We start from the raw sequence: 20,316 nt of genomic DNA, 5'->3' as shown, positions 1-20,316 counted from the left end.
GATAGAGTGAGTTGATATCAAAAAACAGCACATAAAGTTATATAACTTTATACACAAAAAGAGGCTCTTAAAGAGCACTCTTTCTAGACTTTAAGCCCCTTCTTTGGGCTTTGGATAAAATTTTGATTTTGAACCACCTGTCTGTTTAACTGGTAAGGCTTTGTATGTTGTTCAACACTTTTTACAATCTTAGATACTGTTCCATGAATCCGTTTCATAGATTGCGCTAGTTGTTGATCGTCAAGAGAGGTCAAATTATCAGTCCAAATTGCCATATAGCGAATGGCTTTCTCAGAGGTATCTAACCCAAAATGCTTAGAAACGAGATAACTTGTCATCTCAGCTTCAAGTTCTCTACGATCTTTTGAGACATCCTCCTTATACGAGTTAGCAAATTTAGGATTATGCAGACTAGCATGCGCTAACTCGTGAATGGTGGTTGCAACGACTTCTCCAGGAGTATTATCTGGATTCAAAAGTATTTTTTGTTCATCTGGATAAAAAGCTCCCTTCGCACTCCTCAACTCTTTTGCATCGTCTTGATAAATGGTTACACCGATACTATTTGCATAATCGGAAAGTCCTTCTAGCACTTCTTTAGTACGAACATGATCCATATTAAAATCATAATGACGATTTGGCATCGCTTTTGGATAAAATTCAGGCTTCAAGGTTGTTTGAGACAACTCAAATACCTTATACGTAGCGAATTTAGCTAAGCCTGTATTTGAATCTCTTTCATGGAAGAAGCGAGATTTCAATTTTCCTTCCTTCTTCAAAGCCTTTTCTTCAGGTGTCGCTTCAGAAAGTCTTTTATATTTTGGATTTCCTTTTCCATTTTTCACCTGATTCCCATTTTCATCCAATACAGGAATCATTTCAACCATCATAGGTCTAAACAAGGTAATATGTGATTTTTCTCCTGTCTTAACCGAAAGATTGTTATGAACAACTTCTCTTGTTCGACCTGTTTTTTTATTGGTATAGGTATTTCTAGTTTCAAATACCTGATCTGAAGTAATCCCAAGAACTTCCCCCATCGATTGCCATTGATTATAGGTTGCGACTGCATTCGCTCCTGGCCACTGTTCCTGAATCAAAGCGATATTTCTAGGTGAGAGTTCTGGAAACTTACTCATAAAATTCAGATACTCTTCTAACCGTTCTGGTGTTTCTGTGTACTCTCTCACTTTTTGAAAAGCAACTTCACTCAATTCATGAGGCGTTAAAGCAGCATAATCAATACTACTTGAGTTTACTTCAGGGGTTTCCAAATCCGAAATAGATTCCTCTTTCAGAATCTCCTCTACACGCTGAAGCAAATTAGTTTTAGTTTCTTGCTTAGAAGATTGAAAAGCTACCGTTTTTCTTGTATCAGGAGTTTGACCTTCTCCTTCTTCTATCAATCGAGACGATTCATTTGCTTCCTGAGAAATTTCCTTATTCACCACTCTATTTTCCAGCTGAGAAAGAATTTCTTCATCCATTGATGCTAGTTCAGATTGACCGTTGAGTCGACGATATCCTAACCCTAGCATTTGTGAAATTGGTGTAGTCTCATCTCCAATATCATAACGAATTCCCTCCTTAATCATTTCACCACCTGGAGCATAGATATCAAACTTAATTTTGGTAGGAGGGATATAGACTTCAGTATTGCCTGCAGTTACTTGTTTCATTCCTTCTTGATGAATTGGATAAAAGTCCTGATTGGCCTTATATAGCTCCCTAGCGAAATCTTGATAAGATATCAGCTCGGTCTCTTTAAAGGGCAATTTCGGCCCACCTGGGCGATCCTCAGACCATTGGAGACGTACATGGTAGTTTTCCTTATAAATATGGTCTTGTTGCCATTCTTTATAAAAATCTGAATTTGTATCTAGGAGATGATCTTTCTCAGCTGCAGCAACAATCTGATCAAATTTATCATTGTACTGTTTCGCATAGTCAAGATATTGATTCCAGGCTTGATGAAATTCTTCTGGCGTTTTTGAGATATCATCTGGCACACCTAAATTATAGACAGTATCTAACACCTGAGTAAAGGTAGCTGAATCAAGTGAGGTTTTATTCAGAGTGTTCTCTGGAGCTGGTGGTTCAATTTCTTTAGAAACTTCTTCAAACTGCTTATTCTTCAAAACTGATAGCATTTCTGCACCATTGTCTTTAACATATTCCTCATTAATTGACAGTTGCTCAATGTGACCATCTCTTTCTCTATAGACACCGAGAATGATCTTTTCATCCAACAATTTAACACTAGTTGCAAGCTCTCCTTTGAGTTTCATAAGAGAGGCTGGAATTTTTTCATCTCCGATATCTTTAAACAGTAGTAAGAAATCTTCATCTTTTGCTTTAATAGCTTCACTCATATTGAGATTGTGAAGCTTTTCAACACTGCTCAAATCATCCAGAACAAAGGATTGTGGCTCTAAAATATCCTGAAGCATTGGAAGAACCTGCAATTTATCCTTAATTGAATTACTAATCAACATACCGTCATAATGACCTCGACCAGCCGCAAAATCTTCTAAGAAATCAGCAGCACCTTTTCCTTCTTCAAAAGGTCTAATCCCTGAAAGATGGATAAAGTTTTCTTTTTGGAAAGTTACTTGAAGAACATTCTCTTCTCCATGATCCGCATAAACAAAACTTATTTTACTGCCAGCCATTTCACTTAAATACCAGGACGCTGTACTTTGAATGGAGGGCGCATATTGGTTCAAACGTCTTAAATCGGCAGGTGTAATTGGGTGATAATTCCCCACTCGCCGTTGCACTTTATCATAATTTGTGCTAAAATGAAGGTACGGATAGGATGATGTCGGGTGACTGGTAACAGTTTGCTCAAAGGTACTTGTTTCAAGTACAGGTGAGGTACTGCCTTCAGCTTTAGGCTGTAAAGAACCCGTGCCACCACTGGTCCTATCATTCATTTGCTCCTGAGAACTCTCAGGAGCTTTTTCTTCTGATTCAACTGACTCTGTTTGAACATTCTCCTCAGCTGAAATCTGTGATTGATAATCATGATCTGCTTTTTGTGCCTGTTCTAAATAAGGAGTTGGAAGAGTTTCTCCCAATTGCGTTGAAAGGTCACTGTCTTCACTACCAATATCATATCGAAAATCATCTGTCAGACGACTCCCCTTTTCATCTTGCAATGCAAAATAAGTTTTATCATATCCCAGGCTAAGCATTCTCAAATTATTCTCTTCATACAATTGAGCTATAAAATCCTTATATGGAATCACATCTCCTGATGAGAATTTCTGAGATAGATTTGGATTTTCTGTAAAATCAAAGGCTACAAATAACTCTGGAGGCACTGAACCTTGCTCTTCCTGTATCATTGGTTTTACTCCAATATTTCCTTGCGCTTGTTTGGCAAGTAATTCATCCACCTTCAGTCTTTCCTCGTCTGTTTTCGGATGATACTTGATTTGTGAAGATAATTGAAACTCTCCTTCTTCAGTCAACTCCAGGGCAACTCTTCGTAACCCTTTTACAAAATACGTATTTGGTTGTTTTTGCCACTGGTTCACTAGCCCTTCATCAATTAAGGCTTGAGTTGCTGGTTGAATGCTCGTTTTACCCATTTGTTCAGATATGGCCTCAAGTCTAGTCAACTCTTCTTGATAGCGTTTGAGAGTAGCTTTGGTAAAGAACGACTCCCCACGTTTAGCTTTTTCTAACTCTTCACGGATTCTAGGTATATTTTGAACACTCATCTCCAGACCACTTCCCTGACGATTCAACCCCATTTCTTTCAAATGTTGTTGGTGCTCCAGGCGCTCTACTCGCTCTTCCTGTTGCCTAATCTCATCCATCTTTGAGAAGACTTGATCTTCTATTTGTTCTTGCTTACGTTTAAAGCTAGCACCTCCTCGCTTATCATTCATGGGTTGCCCATTTGTTAGCGCTTGGTGGGAATAAGCTCTTGAAATAGCCTCGTCTTGTTCACCCCTTAGTCGTTCCAATTTTCGACGTGCCTGTGCAAGACGACTGTTGTCAGGCTTTTCTTCCTGTTGATTCTTTAGAACATCATTCCAGTCCGTTTTATCTTGTCCTGGTCTTAGTTCTGGTAGATCTGAATTGATAACAGCTCCTTTTGCCTCTAATTCTTGAATGAATGTTCTACCTGCTTCATCATTATCTAAAGCTAGAGTAATCAAATCCGCATTTTTCCCATCTTCAAAAAAGTGATGATCAATAGCTACTTGAAGCCCGTCCGCTAATTGTTCAGGTGTCCATCTTAGCGGTTTTCCTGATATTTCAGCTTGAATTTGAGATAGATGACGGCCTATAGTCGATTCTTTCAAACCATCCATAGAGACTAATCTGACGTCCTGAAGACTATCTTTGTGCAATTCATAGTAGGACATTAAATCAATTGGACTCTCAGTGAAAATCAATCGTTTTGGACTGCCAATATCAACATGAATACCTGTCATAGGATCGGAGTTTTTCATAATCACTTTAGCATATCCATGTTTTGGCCACTTCTCCCAATTCTCCTGTATTCCTTGTAAAGAGGCTCCAACAACTTCACCTGAAGAAGAAAGGGACTTGAAGACAATAACTGGCTCAATCGCATTTGTTGTAACTCCATCATTGCCTTCCGCAAAGTAGTCAAGTTTGGCGTTAGCTTGGGCTAAAACACCCTGTTCCAAAAAATAATCAATCGTTTCGTCTGACAGCCCACGTTGATTCCGTAGATAATCTCTTCCAGCTGAAAACGGCTGCTCGTATTTCTCAAGATAGTATTTAAAATCTTCTTGAGGCCTTTCAACCATTTGAAACTCTTTAAAGTTTCCATCATTTAAAAAATCTACAGATTGGTTAAAACTTACTTCCTTTATCGTCTCAACCAAAGAAATCGCATCTCCACCTGTATTTCTAGAGAACCATTTCCATAAATTTTTATCAGGTGAAATAACTAGGCTATCATGTTCTTTCCATCGATAGTCTCGTCCGGAGCGAACCAGCTCCATCTGAAGCTCATTTGCAACATCCAAAATATCTCTAGAACGTGCGAATTCAACACGTTCTCTACGACTTTTACCACGTCTTGATTCTTGTTCTGTCATATAAAATCTCCTTAAAATCCTTCATACTGTGGTTTGTACGGCTCATTCTCTGCTTGTAGAAATGATTCTGGATCTAAGTGAACCAATTCCCCTACTGAAAAAGATTCAAATAGCTCAGAATTTTCCTTAAAATCTAGAACCATTTCTAAATCAGAATTTCTTCCTTGACCCTCAAAATGCACTTGCTTGGTATCGGCATTCATTGCCGTAATTAACCATTCGGCTGAGAAATCAAAGTCTTCAACTGCGACATCTGGAAATAATAGCTTCATTTTTCTTCTCCTTTCTCTTTTTATCCTTCTATTCTATTCAATAACCAAAAAATCCCATTTAAAGGGACAATAGATTTCCATTTTTCAACAAAAAAGTCATTGCTTTTACAATGACTCTTATATACTTTGCCCTTTTTCTTCAAGTTCTTGTCTCTCATCGCTTCTCTCACGTTCCATAAGGGCTTTTTTATTTGCACGTTGAGCCCTTTGAAGAGAATTGGTCAGATTTCTCATGAAATCTGTATTGATGATTGCTTTACCTTGAGATTGTTGGATATTTTTTCTTTGCAGGACCTTTCTTTCTTGCATTTTCTGTGAAACAGCTTGAGCTAACTGACTTTTCTGATTACTTTCCTCCTCTGGCAACAATTTCTGATAGAGTGATTTGAGCTCATAAAATCCTTTCGCATTCTCCTGTTTTAATTTTTGAACAGTTCCTTGATCAGTCGTTTGTGAAATTTCCTTGTTTCGACTGTAAATCTGATGTTTCAACTGAAAAATAGAGATATGTGTCTGTAACTCTTCTACGTAGCTATCTTTCGTAACAGGATAGCCCTTTAGAATGGTCAAAACTCCTTCATCTTGAAGAGGTTGAATTGTAGCTAATTCCTCCTTTAAACGTTTAATAGGAGCTTGAATTGTTAATGAATCAGCTTTCTCTACTGAAAATGAAACACTATCTTCAAACTGGTTAGCAAGAGAACTTCTCAGAGATTGATCTGCTTCACTCAGTTTATAATTTGGAGTCAGCTGCAATTCAGTCAGCTGCAGTCTTTGAAGAATCTCCTTCTTTTTTAATTCAACAAATGGCTTATCCGATTCAAGTGGTTGGATTTGATCAAAAAGAGTTTTACGAACTAATAAACTACTCTGTTTTTCCTCCAATAAACTCAATTTTAAAGCATAGCGAAATGTTCCTAACTCCTGGCGCTCTTTTAATGATCGATCACTTTTCTTTTTAGCTGCTTCTACAAGTTCTTTCAAATCAGCTGAAGAAAATAGCGACAAGTCTCTTAAAGTAAGTTGCTTCTCCAGTAAGTCTTCTTTCAGCTGACTCACATCATAAACTAATTCCGTAACATATTCAGGACGTCCCAAACCTGTTCCGTGTTTATCATAAGCAGCATAGACTGGTTTTGTAATTTCAATAGGTTTTGCCCCATCTTTCAACTCATAACCCAGTTTTTTCCAGGCATCTAGTGTTTTGATAACACTTGCATTGGGATCCTGTTCTAAAATCATTTGTTGATTCTTTACTGAGAAATTGGCCAAATTTTTTTCCAGTCGAACATCAGCTATTTCAGGAGCATTCTCACGAAATAGGTGCAAGATTTTATTTGCTAATCGTTCTCTCAACTCCTTCTCTCGGTTCGCTATTAATTGCTGCAGATGATAGCCTGCAGCCTCCTGTTGTGTTTTCTCAACACGATCATCAAGTTTCCGAATCTTCTCGTAGGTTGATTTTTTTCCAGCCGAATAAGCTCCTCTATAGGTTTCTAGGAAGTCCTTCGTTTCTTTCAGAAATTCTTGATAAAGCTCTTTCCCATCATTTTCTAAATAGGAATCCAGATAGCGATCAATGAAGAATTTACTGACTGCAAAATCTCTTGCATTTGAGCCATAGCGCCATTTTTTATCCATTGGTAAATGGTTGTAAGCCTGTTCCAAAAAATTTTTTTCAGCCGAAGAACGAACCTTCTGATCTCTAAATACAGAATTGATCAACTCACTTCTGATATTGGACAAAATTTGTTCTCGTCTAACAATCATTCCCCTAGTCTGTTCATTCAACAAGCCATGAAAAACATCGCTTTTAAATCGCTCAATAGTTTTCTGGGAAAAGTTTCCTCTGTACTCCATTCGTCCACGAGGTCGATAGAAAATTTTTTCTCTTGCAGATTCAACTTCAGATAAACCAAAATGCACATGAATATTATCCGTATTCAAGTGAATGTTAGCCCACCAAAATGATGAATCAGATAAGCCTTCTTTTTCAATCAACCTCGGCAATGCTTCACGTATGACCGACTTGATAGCTTGCTGATCGACTTTTCCAGTTTCCAGATCATATAATCCCTCTTTGGCCAAAAAATCATTATCAAAAGAGATAACACCCTGCCATAGAAGAGAGCCATTTTGATAAGCCTGTTCTAACTTACTTTTCAATTCAGTTACTTTGCTACGCTGCAAGTAATTGGCCTCTTTTGTAAAAATGGCTGTCATCTCTTCATTTTGGTTTTCAGTAGCATAAGAGCGATTCATATAATCAATGTATTCCTGAAAATTAAGTTTTGTTTCTGGAACTTCAGCTTGAATTTTTTGTAGTTCATCTTCAGTTAGAGACTCAATATTTTGTCTGTGTGTTTCTAAATTTAATTCATTATCAACCTCAACAGCTTCGTCTCTATTGGTGTAGTCTACAAAGCCACTATTTGCTTCAGTGTATTGCAGCATGAAGGTAATACTTGGACTAGACTCACTCACGAGTAAGGTCTCCTTTCAATTAATGAGAATGTTTGATTGTTTGACCACGTGCAACATCTTCTTGAATGACATCGTTAATTCTTGCCATTAATTCATGCTGTGTAGGATCCAGTCGTGAATGAATAGATTCCAAATCTTGAACATCAAAATCATCTTTCGTAATAGCATGAAAGTTGGTTAGTGTTAAATAAAGAATTTGATCAAGTTGACGATGAATTGCCTTGTTGTCATTTCCAGAATCAAAGCCATCCCCCAAATTTTTTTCCAGCTGAGTCAGTCGCTCATAGAAATTTTTTCCTTCTCCTAATTCAATAAAGAGTTTATAAAAAACTTCAATCAAAGTAACGAGCGTTGCTGAATTATTTCGATACTGTTTCTGCAAAGCAGACGATTCTTTCAAGTAGGATTTTATTTCCTTAAATTTTTCATGTGTTTCTTCGCTAAAATATAAGCTAAGTCTTGGATTCATTTTTCCCTCCTCAATTTTTCTGAGATGATCCTGTCAAATAATTGATTTTATATCCTGGTTGAATATTAAAGATATATACATCAAATGAGATCTCATCATCTTCAATACTCTGTGCTTCCATACGAACTCCTCTAGCAACTAATTCCACATTTCTAAATATAGGAGTTACTCGATAGCGGACATGGTGATTCGTATTTTTTATGTAGTTAGCAATCTTATTTTCATAGTAAACCATTGATGATTGTTCATCTTCAAAATTTGCATTTAAAGCACGTGTACCTGTAAATAAATTTTTAGCATTCGCATTCTCTCCACTTAATTGAAAACCGATTAAGTGAGAACGATTATATAAATAATCTTCTTTCCCGTTGAAAATTATTTTTTTATTTTTCCATCCTGTTGGCGTGATAGACGAAATAGATTCTCTATCTTCAGTTGGCATCAATTCTTTTCCCAACATCGCTTCAGCAATTCCTACACGATTTAAAAAATCTAGATCAGAATATTTTTCCCAGCTGTCATTTTCTAAACTCAATTCGTCTTTTGTAAATTGTGATTTTTCATTGACGACAATCACTTGATTTTTTCCATCATACTCCTTCGATTTCAAGTCATCATTTTTCAGAGTAGGATTCAAATTTGAGTTGGAATTTTTTTCTTCAGCTGAATCGGCTATGTTCAATTGATTTGGGATATCATTTTGTGTCAAGCCAGATTTGATAGCATTAAAATTGTTAGGTTGTACGATAAAGATCGCAAGAAAAATGAGAATGATGAACAGTGATTTATTCTTCTTCATTTTCAAACACCACCTGACCGTCGTTCAGCTTCAAGTGCTGATACATCATCCATAAAATGTAACCAATTTGTGGTTAGTTCGTTTACAATATCTTGTTTAACATTTAAAGCCGAAAGAGAAATGTCATTCTTCAACATCAATTCTAAAATCTGACTTTGTTGTTGTTTGATATCAGATAATGTTTCTGCAAATTGATTATTGTACAAATTCAATCCGTCATTCATTACGATATTTTGAATTTGCGATAACATAAACTCGTTAAAGCTTGGATAGTTATATTTTTTTGAAATGGCCTGAAGTTGCTCAAACATATCATCAGGAACATTTCTAATTAAAAAATTTTTAGCCATCAATTTCTACCTCACCTTCATACTCTAACCAACGTGAAATATGACTACCATAGCGATTCATTTTTTCTTTAAATTCAGATAGTGTCCTTGTCTGTTTTTTCATTTGTTCCAGAATATGGTCAGAAGCTAATTTCATATTTTCTAAATGAGACACATACAAATCTTGAGCACGATTAAATTTTCCGTACTCAATTTTTTCACGACAGATTGAAAGCAAAAAATCGTTAAATGAGTTGGCTTTATTTTTCTTCGCAAGAGATTTTAGATAATTAATTTCATCATCAGTAAGCCCTCTAATCTCAATTCGATTTTGTTTTATACTTGCCATTATTTTAAATTTTCCTTTCCAAAAAACAGCGCCCTTCTTTTTTCTTTTGTCGAAGCAAAAGCAAAAAGAAGCAAAAAAGAAAACTTCAACCTCGCAACATCACGAACCGATACGGTTCTATTTTTGCGGTTTTTCAACACACTAACACACACAGAGGGACTAAGGTCCTTTTTAGGTGTGTTGTGGTAGAAAAGAGCATAAGGGAAACTGATATCACATGCCGTGATATGTTGATAGTATCAACGTTTCCAGTACCGGTAATTTTCTCGGCTTCGCCTACTTACACACACATGCGATACTTACCTTTACATACTTTATAGGTGTTATACTTACACGGTTTTTCTTCTTTACATACTTTTACTTACACCGTTTTTGACTTCATTTGGAAGTTCAAAACTCAAAAATCAAGACTGATTTTCAGCTGGAAAGTCTCCTTCTTCACGATTTTTCTTCGCTGCTAAACGTTGTTCTTTTTCATCTTCTTTGATGAGGTTCAATTCCATTTTTAACTCTTCAATAATTGATTCATACGACTGATTTTTATTTTTCTTCAATTGAATTTGTACATAAATTTTACCAATTTGTTTTTGAAGATTCTCTTCTACTTCTTTACGTTCCTCTTCCAAAAGGGCAACTTTTTTCCTCGCCTCTTCCAGTTGATTATCAATTTTTGTTAAATCATTTTTAGCCATGATTACTTCTCCTTTTTATTTAATTAAGCCTATTGTAATCTAAAATATAAAATTATTTTTTAAAGGGACAATCATAAAAAATAAATCCCCTTAATTCAAAAATTAAGGAGATTTTTGACTACTATTTGTTGGTAAACATGAACTCACCTTTCATAGAAAACGCACTCTTTTTACTCACATCAAATTGAATCAACCAGAAACAAAAATCATGTTTTTTCCCAAACGGGAAGACATAAAATGCTGGATGATAAAATTCTTCAATATCTACAAATTCTCTTTCAAGAGGAGCTTCAGAACCATTCCATGCTTTTCTATAATAGGAAATACCTGTCCGTTTTTCTCTATTCAAAAAACTTAATTCTACAATATCTTGATAATCCTTTTTCACTGCTCGCTGATTAATCGTAATCATTCGTTGGTTTGCATCACCTTCATCAGCATCTGTAAAAAGATTGATTTTAGGAGGTAACTTATCTTTTAATTTTCGGATTCCAAGGTAGTCCTTATTTAAGATATTTTTGAACAGATAACGCTGAAAAAGTTTTGCTTGAAACCACTTCATGAAATAATAAATACCGATACTAAAGATTGTGGCTAAAAGCCAGAACGATGATTCGTTTTCTTGAAATGGAAAATCCACTGCGATTGAAAAAATAAAGCCAAACACAACACTTTCAAAAAATGAAAAAATAAATCTCTCAACACCAAAACGCAATTTTGAAAAAGGAACGGCTAAGATAAAAATAACCATCAAAAATCCTAAATAATTTGGACTAATTTCAAGTGTTGCTGAAATTTTTTTAATCAGAACAGCGCCTGCAACCATTACAAAAAATAAATATTGCCATTTAAAGGCTTGTCTAATAAGCCAATTCACTCCACAAATTGCAGATAATTTATATCCCAATTTATCAGTTTCTTTTACCATTTTAATTAAATTTTTCATTTTATTTTACCTCACTTTAATTCATTTCTACAGTTTCAATAGGGTTTGAAAATTCAAATGTTCCATCTTTAACAGCTTCTTTTTTCTTGTCCAAAGACTCCAATTTAGCCTTCAACTTTTCAATGTTTTTATAGGCTGTTTCGATGGTTCTGTTCTTCGTTTCGATGTTTGTATCTAGCGTAGCAATATTCTTTTGATTGGCTTCGAGATCATCACCTGTTAGATATTTTGCTTCTGCTTGAAGACTCGCTTTTCGTGAGTTATCATCTTCAATAGATTCCTTCAATTGAGAAATTGATGTTGTCAATTTTTGAGACTGTTCATTCTGGAAATTGATCTCTTTTTCGATTTCCTGAAGAGTAAATTCTTCTCTGGAAACAACCTCAATAGCTTTAATTTCAAGCTGAGTATTTTGAGGAGTTACAAAGAATTGTACAGTGTCATCTTCTTCATATTTCTTCTGAGAAACCTTTTTAGAATCACTGGATGGCGATGAAATATTCACATCAATTGAGCTAGAAGAGACTGTCTGATTCGTCACATCGATCGCAAATGCACCAAAATTTTTCGGAACTCCTTTAATAATAACTGATACTTTATTATCAATGATTGGCACAACATCCATCTCTATTTTTGAGTCTTTATGTTGCGCATAGAGTTTCCATTTCAATCGTTTGGCATCGATGCCCCGATCTATCGAAGTCGTAGCATCCTTCGTCTCAAATTGTAAAACAATAATTCCAGTATCTGGTGAATATTCCTGGCTGACCAGTTTCATCTCACCACTACCATTTGCAAAAACCTGCTTTGTTTTGAGTTGTTCTGAAGTATATGTTTGTCTTTGTGGTGAGAAAATCGCTCCCATCAAAAGACTTAACCAGGTCACAAACAACATTGAGAAAATAACTAGTTTTCTCTTAATAATATTCTCTTGAAACCAAACTTTAGTCTTAATAAATGGCTTCAAAATTGGGCTAGATTTTATCTTTTCAATCCAGCGCTTGGATATTTCGATTAAAGTAGACATTTTATTTCTCCTTCCTGATTTTTCCATAATACTGATTTGTTAAAGAGGTTATATCCGTCTTTTTTTCAGTAACCCACTTTCCATATAAAGATAAAGATAAAACTATAATAGCTACACAAATAGTTACAAATATATCTCTCATCAACTCGACATTCCCCAAATAAAAAGATTCAAAGACTGTCATAAAAGAAACGTCCCTCACTCCAACTAATTGAAAAAAATTTGAATTCATATGAACTAAATTTACTGCTACATATGCAATAAAGCCTAAAAAGAGATTGATTGGCACTAAAGCTAGCAAAATAAAAATAGATACGCCTCCTAAAATTGCAAAAACTCGATACTTCACATTTGTTGCAAACAACATATCAAAAGTTGATACATCGTCGAAACCTTTTTGTTCACTCGATAGCGTGTAATTTTTTATACCTCTCAAATGTTTGTTAGCTCTTTTCTGCTTTAAACTAGGTGATTTAGTTCTTCTCATGCTTCTTATATCCTTTCCAAATAAATGAAACCTTACTTTTTGGCCAAACACTTTTTAGTAACATTAAGAATGCCAATGGCATCCTTTTCGTTTTGATTTCATTTCCAAAGTTATCACATATAGTTATCCTGAAAAGCGGTACAAACCAGATCGCAATCAAGATAGTTCCAACCACGCCATGCGCAATAGCATTTAAAATTTGATACATACTGCCTCCTTAAATACAACCTAACTTTTCAGGTGCCAAATCCAATGTTAGCCAAAGGGCCTCATCTTGCGAAATATGTGTTAGTCTTCCTCCCTCATCATTAAAACGATGTAGAGTAAATGTCCCATCTGATAATTTTCCTAAAACAACCATTCCTTCATTTGTCCTAGTACGCCATAGTTCCCAATCATTTTGAAAAGCTGTCTCAGCCCATTTACTTAGTTTTGCCCTTTTAGTCATTTATGGCCTCCTGAATACTTTTCTCATCTGCTACAATCTTTTCCTCTGAATCTCTTAAAGCATATAGATATTTTTTTATTTTTCCCTTACGGATCTTGATGATAGTTGCAGCTTTTTCAACCTGGTATTTTTCTACTAACTTTTGACCTTCTTCTGTCTGAGTATCAATGTAAAATGTAGGATAGGAACCTTTATTGGCTGCATCTACAACTACACTTTTTCCAACCTGACAGTAAGGACAATCTTTTTTATAAAATACTAGATTTACATTTTGATCAAGTACAGTATTCTGGTATTCCTTCTGAGTAAGGTGAGGATCATAATCTAAGATAAAATGATCTTTATACAACCTATATCCTCCTAAAACTGCGAGACTCACGACTAAAATGACAAGAAGAGCCCCTAGAGCTAACTTAACATGCGTAAAAAGCTCTTTCATCCTATCTCCTCCTCATCCATAAAATCAAATATGGAACCTTGAACATAATCAATCTTGGCCAATTCTTTTATTTCTGATTTCAAGTTAGTGAACGTTGTCATCACTTCTTGAAAGAGTAAAGGATCAAATTCCTCAGAATCCAATACACGGACAATTGGCAACATTGGATAATGATCTCTCAACTCCTCCTGCAGGTAATCTGAAATCATTTTATCATTCGAGATAACACTATCTACTCTAATGATCGCTGGAATGCTAGAAATACTCTCCTCGTTTTGATAAAAAGTTAAAGCCACATCCCCTGCAGAAACAGAATCAAATTTTAAGTTATCCGATGAAAGTTTAAAATAGTAAGCCAATGGTTCTTGTCCAACTCCTGTTAGGTAGTATCCACGGATAATTTTGAATAACTCTGACATCGACCTTTCCCCTTCCTAACAAACTTTTAGAAGTCTAAACGGAGCTTGATACACATCAGGATAGTGAATCAATCTCTTTTTTCTTTGTTCAGGAAGTGGTTTACGGTAATGTTTTTGAAGATACTGAAAAGCTAGTCCCAAGGTATCAAAAACTAAAACTTTATTCTCCCCATTACAAATATAATCACCTAATTCAAAACTGAAAATTACGTACTTCATTCTTCTTCTCACTTTCTATTTTGGCCAATCATTGCCAGCTGATCTGTCTCTAATTCAGAATCATATCCGTTTTCAAAACGAACTTGTTGACGAATCCCTATAAGTGAGAAAACTAAGAAAAATCCTCCTACAAATATAAGGCTAAAGAATCCAACTAAAATCAAAATCATATCATTCCTCCATAGGTTATTTTATATACATGTATATCCTTGTAATAATCGTAGATATAAATGTAAGGCAGTTGACGGGTTTTTTTGATTATCCAATATCAAGTTCAAATAGAGATAGTTGTTGTGTTTGTTTAAAGCCATCTTTAACCCTTTCTATCACTCTCTGAGTAAACTCTATACTTTCTTCAAAGAAAGCAGCAATATTGGTCATATAAGCCTCCTGACGTTCTTTCTTCACCTGGATAAGGGAAAGCAAGATTGATTTGATAGAGGCTAATCTGATGCCTCCTCCACGCCCGTGTTTGACTGTGAAGAAGATTTTTTGTTCTGCTTTGAGAACTTTCAATACTTTATCCAATGAGCGCTCAGGGATGTTCAACTTCTCTCGTATCTCTTTTTTCGTCGTCTGGATAAATGGATCCTCAGATTGATAGAAGCCTTCTAAATAGGCCATGACATCTGTTTTCCATTCATGAAGATGACTATTCTTTCTGTCAGCACGTTTCTTCTTAAACTTGTACCAACGTTGCTTCACAAAGAGATCTGAAGCCTTGAGTTCCTGATTGACCCATGCTTTACATAAAGTCATTACATAGTCACGACTAGCAGCTTCATATTTTCCTGAGTAGGCGCTTGTGATAATTTTATGATATTCAGCTGAAGAGAGTGGTTCGTCTAGATTCGCATTAAAACTAGAAAGAACCTCCTCACACTCTGACTGATCAATTCCTGAAGAAAAGTTGGCTAAAGCTAACGTGAAAAGAACATTATTTCTTCCCATCAAGGCTTTTCCACCCTTGATATTTCCCTCTCTCATCAGCAATTGATACCATGGTTCATCAATCTGTTTCACCCCTTTAGAGCCTGAAATAACCGTCAAATTGGGCTTTTTACTTGGAAAAGGAAGTTCTGATTGCTTCATTGACCAATCTAACCACTCCTTGAATGAATAGGTATAGTCAGGTTCAAAGAATTCGACATTATCAGTCCGAGGAATACGAGCAATCCCAAAATGGTTACAAGTCAAATCTACTGGTAAAGTTTGAGCAAAGTAATTTCTCAAATTTTGAGAGATAGCTTTAGCCACCTTTACCACTCGAAATTGGGAATGAGCTGTAACATAAGCTGATTCTGAGAGGACAAAATAGGCTTGAAATCCCTTATCAGATTTTAGAATCAACGTTGGCATAAAACCTAGCTCCAGAGAAGCGGTTAAAATATCTCCTGTTGTCATTTCTTCAGCTGCAGAGGTAATATCGAAGTCAATGTAGAATGTGTTAATCTGTCTAAGATTATCTTCAGAGTGCCCACGTGTAATCCGTCGACCAGCATCACTATAGCTTCCATAGCAATATACGTTAGGAGTCCAGTGTGTAAACTGATCCTGGTTCTCAAGCAATGATTCGACAGAGGTTAAAACAACACCACGTGCCTTCACCATATTTGCTTTTGAACGATAAGCAAATACAGACCCTCGTCTTCCTTCTTCAGCTGAAGAGATGAGCTGTAGATGACTATTTTTAAATTTTTGTGTTCTTAATCCGTCTTTTGTGATGATGGATAAGCATTTTAATAAATCAATCTTTTTCATGGTTTTTAGGACTCTCATATCCCTTCACTAGTTATAGTTTGAAGTCAAATACACTTATAAAATATGGTGCCAACTCGATATACGAGAGGTACATCATTCCCCCTCCTACAATAATTAAAAAGATACTCAACACCCATCCTAAATCAGTTAGATGTACAAAGAACTCTTTCTCACCAATCAATTTAAAGTGTACTTAACAGCTGCTCGAACTCTTCTGCGCTCAGAAGATCGTCATCGTCTTTCCGTGGTTGGAAAGACATAATCTTTGATACTGGTTTCTTTTTAGCACCTAAACGGTAACGATGTCCGTTTGGCAACCAACCTAGCTTGTAATCCAATCTAGGAAGGTTTTCTCTACCCTTGATGCTATCGTTTGAAACCCCAATTTCAACCTCTCCAGATAACTTGGCATTTGCCCACTCACTAGGAGTGATTTCCCCAAAACTATCCCAGAAGACTTTTCTTTGAGCAGTCTTCTGTTGTCTACGAGCGCTTGCATAAGCACTCGCTGTTCTAAAATTATTAAGCATATAACTTCCTCCTGCCCGTATTGGGCTTCCTAAAATAAATAAACTAACAAATAAAATGGTGGTAGAAACTATCTACCGTAGTGAAGTTCTCCTTCACTGTCCTCGTATTCGAGCCAGTGATCCATAACATCCGGACTTTCTTGTAACTCACGTCCAGTAGGAGAACACCACTCCTCATTTCCATTAGATGTTTCAAACACCTTCTGAGAAACACCATTTCGCTCAACGTCCACAAAGCGTGGATATGTAACTTTTGTCATTTTACTTCCTCCTATGTTCATTCTCATTTATTCAATAATTCTTCTGATAACAACCTAGTCTCTTTTGCGTGTTCAAAACCAGCAATATACGCCTCAGAATCAACTTCAATTTCGATTTTTAGGCTTCTACTCTCTAATTTCCCCATACGTAGTCGTTGTTCTTCCAAAACTTCTGCTGGGATTTTTACCATTAAACCAAATTCTTCTGATGATTGAGCCTGGTCCTGAAAACGTTGATCTATTCCGTTTAAGAAACCTAGTAAGTACGATTTCTTATAGTCTTTCCATCTTGCTCTTGAGACTGTAGGGAAAAGTCGTTTCAGTCGATATTTAAGGTATAAGAGCGCACCTTCGTAAACCTTACTACAAAATTCAGCATCAGATTGATATCCAAAGAAAATTATCTGTGTGATGCCATCTTCAGGAAGTCGTCTTCTTATCGTTTTACATCTAAAATTTTCACCTAAAATACCTGCCAACTTTTCTTGCCACCATGGAAGTCTATATTCCCATGTTCCTATTGTTTCACCAATATCTTTTTGAGTTTTACTATTCGTTAAATCATTCATAGAAAGATTATGCTTCACCATAAGTCTTTGAGCCATCAGAAGGGCAGTCTGCCCCTCTTCATCGTTTGGTGCATCGTAAGCTAATTCTAAAAGATTTTGTATCTTCTCAATAATTTTATTATCCATATCAATCCACATGTTTATACTTTCTAGGTAAAGAACTAGCGTAATGTTTTGAATCATTAACCTTTGCATTATAAAAAATCATATTATTCCCAATAATTTCTTGCCATTTAGGAATCTCCTCACAATAAATACGATTAAGTCCATAAAAGTTCTTTACAATAAATCTAACGGCTCCAATATGATCTCCTAAACCAACCACACACAACACATCATGTTCCATATCATATACCCAATGACTTTTTGAATTTGTCAGAATTTCCCAAGCAAATTCCCAATCTCTCTCAAGCCAATCATGCCCTGGTCTGTAATAAACTTTTGTCTGACAAGATTCATCATTAAATCCATAAAAACAGTGGCTACACAGCGTTCTGTTTTTATCTACCCACCAACAAGGACCATACTTTTCATTGATGCAAGGTGTAACCCAGTTGCAAGAACATCGTCTACAAATACCCATTTCCATTTTCTATCTCTCATTTATTCTCATACTTTTAGGTAGCTTTTTACTCGGTAAACAGTAACCTTCGGATAAGTCCCTTTTGCTATAAAATTTAGGACTATTTGTCATTATGTGATCACTTCTTCTCCATCCTCGACGAAGTTGCTTGTAAGATAAAGAAACACGCTTCTCAATCTCTTTAAAACTAAATCCCAGACTCAAATAGGTTGTTACAATAGCATCAGCATGTTCTTTGGACTCTTCGCTTCTTGTTCTTCGCTGAAAGTTTATCTGCTTATCTTCTTCATTTAATGCTATCTGATAAGCAATAAACAACTTCCGCATTTCCATAATTTTATGTTGCCAGGCTAAGCTATATGGTTGTCCTGAATATCGATTCACTAAGTCCTTTACGGGTTGTTTAAATTTCAGCTGAAGAGAATCGAATTCACCAAGGTCAGAAAACGGATCAATGAAACCTAGTGGTTCGCTTTGAATTAATTCATTGTATAGCGCTTCTCTGTCCATCCTAATATATCTCCTTTTGTCAAATGCACGTCATTGAGTCAAATAAGCTTAACTGGATGGGTGTAGGCGCTTGTTCGCTGTTTCCATTCTTATCATGATCGATAACGTCAAAGATTTCTAACGTGTCTAAATTCAATACAATCTCCAATCCTACCATCGTTGAACTCCTTTCAAATAGAATTTTAAGCGAACAAAAAAGAGAACAGATTTCTCTGTTCTCCTAAAAATATTGAATTATTTGATTTTCTAAAAACTCTTACCACTTACAGGATTTAGTCAATCCCGATTTCAGCTCGAACTACGTCTGCGATAGTATCAACATAGTAGTCCACTTCTTCTGTTGTAGGCGCTTCTGCCATGACACGCAAAAGGGGCTCTGTTCCACTTGGGCGAACAAGAATACGCCCATTCCCTGCCATTTCTTCTTCCATCTTCTCGATGATAGCCTTGATAGCTGGAACTTCCATAGCCTTTTCCTTCATGGCATTTTCCACTCGGATATTGACTAATTTTTGTGGATAGATAGTTACTTCTGCAGCCAACTCTGACAAGCTCTTACCAGTTTCCTTCATGATTTTGGTCAATTGAACAGCTGATAATTGACCATCACCCGTTGTATTGTAATCCATCAAGATGACGTGACCAGACTGTTCACCACCGAGGTTGAAGCCTGATTTTCTCATTTCTTCCACAACATAGCGGTCACCAACTGCAGTGACTGCCTTGTTAATGCCTTCACGGTCCAAGGCCTTGTGGAAACCAAGGTTGGACATAACAGTTGTCACGATTGTATTTTGGGCCAATTGTCCTTTTTCAGAAAGGTATTTCCCGATGATGTACATAATCTTGTCACCATCAACGATGTCGCCATTTTCATCAACAGCAATCAAACGGTCACTGTCTCCGTCAAAGGCCAAACCAATAGCTGAGCCGCTTTCTTTGACCACATCTTGAAGAGCTTCTGGGTGAGTTGAACCAACATTAAGGTTGATGTTAAGACCATCTGGTGTTTCCCCGATAACAGTTAATTGAGCGCCAAGGTCTGCAAAGATTTGACGGGCACTTGTAGACGCCGCACCGTTTGCTGTGTCCAAGGCAACCTTCATTCCCTCAAGAGGAGTTCCAGTTGAAACAAGATATCCTTCATACTTACGCAAGCCTTCTGGATAATCTACCAAGGTTCCCAAGCCTTCTGCACTTGGACGAGGAAGAGTATCTTCCGCAGCGTCTAGCAAGGCTTCAATTTCTGCTTCTTTTTCATCGTCCAGTTTGAAGCCATCACCGCCAAAGAACTTAATTCCGTTATCAAGGGCTGGATTGTGGCTAGCAGAAATCATGACACCAGCACTTGCTCCTTCAGTTTTTACCAAGTAAGCTACTGCTGGTGTTGCCAAAACACCTAGTTTGTATACGTGAATACCAACTGAAAGAAGACCAGCTACCAAGGCAGATTCTAGCATTTCCCCAGAAATACGTGTATCACGTCCTACAAAAACTTTCGGTGCTTCCGTTTCATGTTGGCTAAGAACATAGCCTCCAAAACGTCCTAGTTTAAAGGCCAATTCTGGCGTTAATTCTACGTTAGCTTCTCCACGGACTCCATCAGTCCCAAAATATTTACCCATTTTTATAAAATC

24 protein-coding genes are annotated in these 20,316 nt (G+C 36.4%); all 24 read right to left on the bottom strand.

Going from position 1 to position 20,316, the window contains the following annotated elements; genetic code table 11:
• Positions 1-83: 83 nt before the first annotated feature.
• The 24 genes from KB197_RS03525 to glmM all read right to left on the bottom strand — a co-directional run bounded on the left by KB197_RS03525 (position 84) and on the right by glmM (position 20,304).
• Positions 84-5,087: a PBECR4 domain-containing protein gene (locus KB197_RS03525; protein ID WP_050077962.1), complete on the bottom strand. Its 5,004-nt coding sequence runs from the start codon at positions 5,085-5,087 to the stop codon at positions 84-86.
• Between the two features lie 11 nt (positions 5,088-5,098).
• Positions 5,099-5,359 (bottom strand): hypothetical protein, encoded by a 261-nt coding sequence (locus tag KB197_RS03520; protein ID WP_050077964.1) that lies wholly within the window; start codon positions 5,357-5,359, stop codon positions 5,099-5,101.
• A gap of 117 nt (positions 5,360-5,476) precedes the next feature.
• Complete coding sequence (mobP2, locus tag KB197_RS03515; protein WP_421127987.1) at positions 5,477-7,813, bottom strand: MobP2 family relaxase; 2,337 nt, start codon at positions 7,811-7,813, stop codon at positions 5,477-5,479.
• Positions 7,814-7,862: 49 nt separating this feature from the next.
• Complete coding sequence (locus KB197_RS03510) at positions 7,863-8,312, bottom strand: hypothetical protein (RefSeq protein WP_050077965.1); 450 nt, start codon at positions 8,310-8,312, stop codon at positions 7,863-7,865.
• Positions 8,313-8,322: 10 nt separating this feature from the next.
• Positions 8,323-9,111 carry a DNA/RNA non-specific endonuclease gene (locus tag KB197_RS03505; RefSeq protein WP_050077966.1) on the bottom strand — a complete coding sequence of 263 codons (789 nt, stop codon included), beginning with the start codon at positions 9,109-9,111 and terminating at the stop codon, positions 8,323-8,325.
• 2 nt (positions 9,112-9,113) lie between these two features.
• Positions 9,114-9,461, bottom strand: a complete 348-nt coding sequence (locus KB197_RS03500; protein WP_050077967.1) for a hypothetical protein — start codon at positions 9,459-9,461, stop codon at positions 9,114-9,116.
• Positions 9,454-9,789: a hypothetical protein gene (locus KB197_RS03495; protein WP_050077968.1), complete on the bottom strand. Its 336-nt coding sequence runs from the start codon at positions 9,787-9,789 to the stop codon at positions 9,454-9,456. The genes KB197_RS03500 and KB197_RS03495 overlap by 8 nt, the downstream gene beginning before the upstream one ends.
• A gap of 404 nt (positions 9,790-10,193) precedes the next feature.
• Positions 10,194-10,481: a hypothetical protein gene (locus tag KB197_RS03490; RefSeq protein ID WP_050077969.1), complete on the bottom strand. Its 288-nt coding sequence runs from the start codon at positions 10,479-10,481 to the stop codon at positions 10,194-10,196.
• A gap of 121 nt (positions 10,482-10,602) precedes the next feature.
• The gene (locus tag KB197_RS03485; protein WP_061409473.1) at positions 10,603-11,427 is read right to left on the bottom strand and encodes a hypothetical protein; all 825 of its coding nucleotides are present in this window, start codon (positions 11,425-11,427) and stop codon (positions 10,603-10,605) included.
• 16 nt (positions 11,428-11,443) lie between these two features.
• Positions 11,444-12,454: a hypothetical protein gene (locus KB197_RS03480; RefSeq protein WP_050077971.1), complete on the bottom strand. Its 1,011-nt coding sequence runs from the start codon at positions 12,452-12,454 to the stop codon at positions 11,444-11,446.
• 1 nt (position 12,455) lies between these two features.
• On the bottom strand, positions 12,456-12,941 hold the full coding sequence (locus tag KB197_RS03475) for a hypothetical protein (RefSeq protein ID WP_050077973.1): 486 nt from the start codon (positions 12,939-12,941) through the stop codon (positions 12,456-12,458).
• Entirely contained in the window at positions 12,928-13,149 is a 222-nt protein-coding gene (locus tag KB197_RS03470; RefSeq protein ID WP_050077975.1) for a hypothetical protein, read from the bottom strand. The genes KB197_RS03475 and KB197_RS03470 overlap by 14 nt, the downstream gene beginning before the upstream one ends.
• 9 nt (positions 13,150-13,158) lie before the next feature.
• The gene (locus KB197_RS03465) at positions 13,159-13,389 is read right to left on the bottom strand and encodes a hypothetical protein (protein ID WP_050077977.1); all 231 of its coding nucleotides are present in this window, start codon (positions 13,387-13,389) and stop codon (positions 13,159-13,161) included.
• Positions 13,382-13,828, bottom strand: a complete 447-nt coding sequence (locus tag KB197_RS03460; protein WP_212573432.1) for a thioredoxin domain-containing protein — start codon at positions 13,826-13,828, stop codon at positions 13,382-13,384. The genes KB197_RS03465 and KB197_RS03460 overlap by 8 nt, the downstream gene beginning before the upstream one ends.
• Positions 13,825-14,247 carry a hypothetical protein gene (locus KB197_RS03455; protein WP_050077981.1) on the bottom strand — a complete coding sequence of 141 codons (423 nt, stop codon included), beginning with the start codon at positions 14,245-14,247 and terminating at the stop codon, positions 13,825-13,827. Before KB197_RS03455 ends, KB197_RS03460 begins: the two co-directional genes overlap by 4 nt.
• Positions 14,248-14,262: 15 nt before the next feature.
• Positions 14,263-14,466, bottom strand: a complete 204-nt coding sequence (locus tag KB197_RS03450; protein WP_000878299.1) for a hypothetical protein — start codon at positions 14,464-14,466, stop codon at positions 14,263-14,265.
• A gap of 8 nt (positions 14,467-14,474) precedes the next feature.
• Positions 14,475-14,636 carry a hypothetical protein gene (locus KB197_RS03445; RefSeq protein WP_212573433.1) on the bottom strand — a complete coding sequence of 54 codons (162 nt, stop codon included), beginning with the start codon at positions 14,634-14,636 and terminating at the stop codon, positions 14,475-14,477.
• A gap of 88 nt (positions 14,637-14,724) precedes the next feature.
• On the bottom strand, positions 14,725-16,227 hold the full coding sequence (locus tag KB197_RS03440; protein ID WP_212573434.1) for a primase C-terminal domain-containing protein: 1,503 nt from the start codon (positions 16,225-16,227) through the stop codon (positions 14,725-14,727).
• A 182-nt stretch (positions 16,228-16,409) separates the two neighbouring features.
• Entirely contained in the window at positions 16,410-16,757 is a 348-nt protein-coding gene (locus KB197_RS03435) for a hypothetical protein (RefSeq protein ID WP_070458941.1), read from the bottom strand.
• A gap of 68 nt (positions 16,758-16,825) precedes the next feature.
• Positions 16,826-17,017, bottom strand: a complete 192-nt coding sequence (locus tag KB197_RS03430) for a hypothetical protein (protein WP_070458939.1) — start codon at positions 17,015-17,017, stop codon at positions 16,826-16,828.
• A gap of 23 nt (positions 17,018-17,040) precedes the next feature.
• Entirely contained in the window at positions 17,041-17,712 is a 672-nt protein-coding gene (locus KB197_RS03425; protein ID WP_070458945.1) for a DUF2786 domain-containing protein, read from the bottom strand.
• Position 17,713: 1 nt separating this feature from the next.
• Positions 17,714-18,175, bottom strand: a complete 462-nt coding sequence (locus tag KB197_RS03420; protein ID WP_212573435.1) for a hypothetical protein — start codon at positions 18,173-18,175, stop codon at positions 17,714-17,716.
• Positions 18,176-18,178: 3 nt separating this feature from the next.
• Positions 18,179-18,679 (bottom strand): modification methylase Sau96I, encoded by a 501-nt coding sequence (locus tag KB197_RS03415; RefSeq protein WP_212573436.1) that lies wholly within the window; start codon positions 18,677-18,679, stop codon positions 18,179-18,181.
• Between the two features lie 272 nt (positions 18,680-18,951).
• Positions 18,952-20,304 carry a phosphoglucosamine mutase gene (gene glmM / locus KB197_RS03410; protein WP_064275960.1) on the bottom strand — a complete coding sequence of 451 codons (1,353 nt, stop codon included), beginning with the start codon at positions 20,302-20,304 and terminating at the stop codon, positions 18,952-18,954.
• Positions 20,305-20,316 lie beyond the last annotated feature (12 nt).

Source organism: Streptococcus sp. 11-4097 (assembly GCF_018215285.2).
GTDB lineage: Bacteria > Bacillota > Bacilli > Lactobacillales > Streptococcaceae > Streptococcus.
Note: the sequence above shows the minus strand (reverse complement) of the source record. Positions and strands in the feature narration are given on the sequence as shown.

Coding starts and splice junctions, on each gene's coding strand:
- KB197_RS03525 (WP_050077962.1), bottom strand. CDS start 5,087: ATGACAGAACAAGAATCAAGACGTGGTAAAAGTCGTAGAGAACGTGTT.
- KB197_RS03520 (WP_050077964.1), bottom strand. CDS start 5,359: ATGAAGCTATTATTTCCAGATGTCGCAGTTGAAGACTTTGATTTCTCA.
- mobP2 (WP_421127987.1), bottom strand. CDS start 7,813: ATGCTGCAATACACTGAAGCAAATAGTGGCTTTGTAGACTACACCAAT.
- KB197_RS03510 (WP_050077965.1), bottom strand. CDS start 8,312: ATGAATCCAAGACTTAGCTTATATTTTAGCGAAGAAACACATGAAAAA.
- KB197_RS03505 (WP_050077966.1), bottom strand. CDS start 9,111: ATGAAGAAGAATAAATCACTGTTCATCATTCTCATTTTTCTTGCGATC.
- KB197_RS03500 (WP_050077967.1), bottom strand. CDS start 9,461: ATGGCTAAAAATTTTTTAATTAGAAATGTTCCTGATGATATGTTTGAG.
- KB197_RS03495 (WP_050077968.1), bottom strand. CDS start 9,789: ATGGCAAGTATAAAACAAAATCGAATTGAGATTAGAGGGCTTACTGAT.
- KB197_RS03490 (WP_050077969.1), bottom strand. CDS start 10,481: ATGGCTAAAAATGATTTAACAAAAATTGATAATCAACTGGAAGAGGCG.
- KB197_RS03485 (WP_061409473.1), bottom strand. CDS start 11,427: ATGAAAAATTTAATTAAAATGGTAAAAGAAACTGATAAATTGGGATAT.
- KB197_RS03480 (WP_050077971.1), bottom strand. CDS start 12,454: ATGTCTACTTTAATCGAAATATCCAAGCGCTGGATTGAAAAGATAAAA.
- KB197_RS03475 (WP_050077973.1), bottom strand. CDS start 12,941: ATGAGAAGAACTAAATCACCTAGTTTAAAGCAGAAAAGAGCTAACAAA.
- KB197_RS03470 (WP_050077975.1), bottom strand. CDS start 13,149: ATGTATCAAATTTTAAATGCTATTGCGCATGGCGTGGTTGGAACTATC.
- KB197_RS03465 (WP_050077977.1), bottom strand. CDS start 13,389: ATGACTAAAAGGGCAAAACTAAGTAAATGGGCTGAGACAGCTTTTCAA.
- KB197_RS03460 (WP_212573432.1), bottom strand. CDS start 13,828: ATGAAAGAGCTTTTTACGCATGTTAAGTTAGCTCTAGGGGCTCTTCTT.
- KB197_RS03455 (WP_050077981.1), bottom strand. CDS start 14,247: ATGTCAGAGTTATTCAAAATTATCCGTGGATACTACCTAACAGGAGTT.
- KB197_RS03450 (WP_000878299.1), bottom strand. CDS start 14,466: ATGAAGTACGTAATTTTCAGTTTTGAATTAGGTGATTATATTTGTAAT.
- KB197_RS03445 (WP_212573433.1), bottom strand. CDS start 14,636: ATGATTTTGATTTTAGTTGGATTCTTTAGCCTTATATTTGTAGGAGGA.
- KB197_RS03440 (WP_212573434.1), bottom strand. CDS start 16,227: ATGAAAAAGATTGATTTATTAAAATGCTTATCCATCATCACAAAAGAC.
- KB197_RS03435 (WP_070458941.1), bottom strand. CDS start 16,757: ATGCTTAATAATTTTAGAACAGCGAGTGCTTATGCAAGCGCTCGTAGA.
- KB197_RS03430 (WP_070458939.1), bottom strand. CDS start 17,017: ATGACAAAAGTTACATATCCACGCTTTGTGGACGTTGAGCGAAATGGT.
- KB197_RS03425 (WP_070458945.1), bottom strand. CDS start 17,712: ATGGATAATAAAATTATTGAGAAGATACAAAATCTTTTAGAATTAGCT.
- KB197_RS03420 (WP_212573435.1), bottom strand. CDS start 18,175: ATGGAAATGGGTATTTGTAGACGATGTTCTTGCAACTGGGTTACACCT.
- KB197_RS03415 (WP_212573436.1), bottom strand. CDS start 18,679: ATGGACAGAGAAGCGCTATACAATGAATTAATTCAAAGCGAACCACTA.
- glmM (WP_064275960.1), bottom strand. CDS start 20,304: ATGGGTAAATATTTTGGGACTGATGGAGTCCGTGGAGAAGCTAACGTA.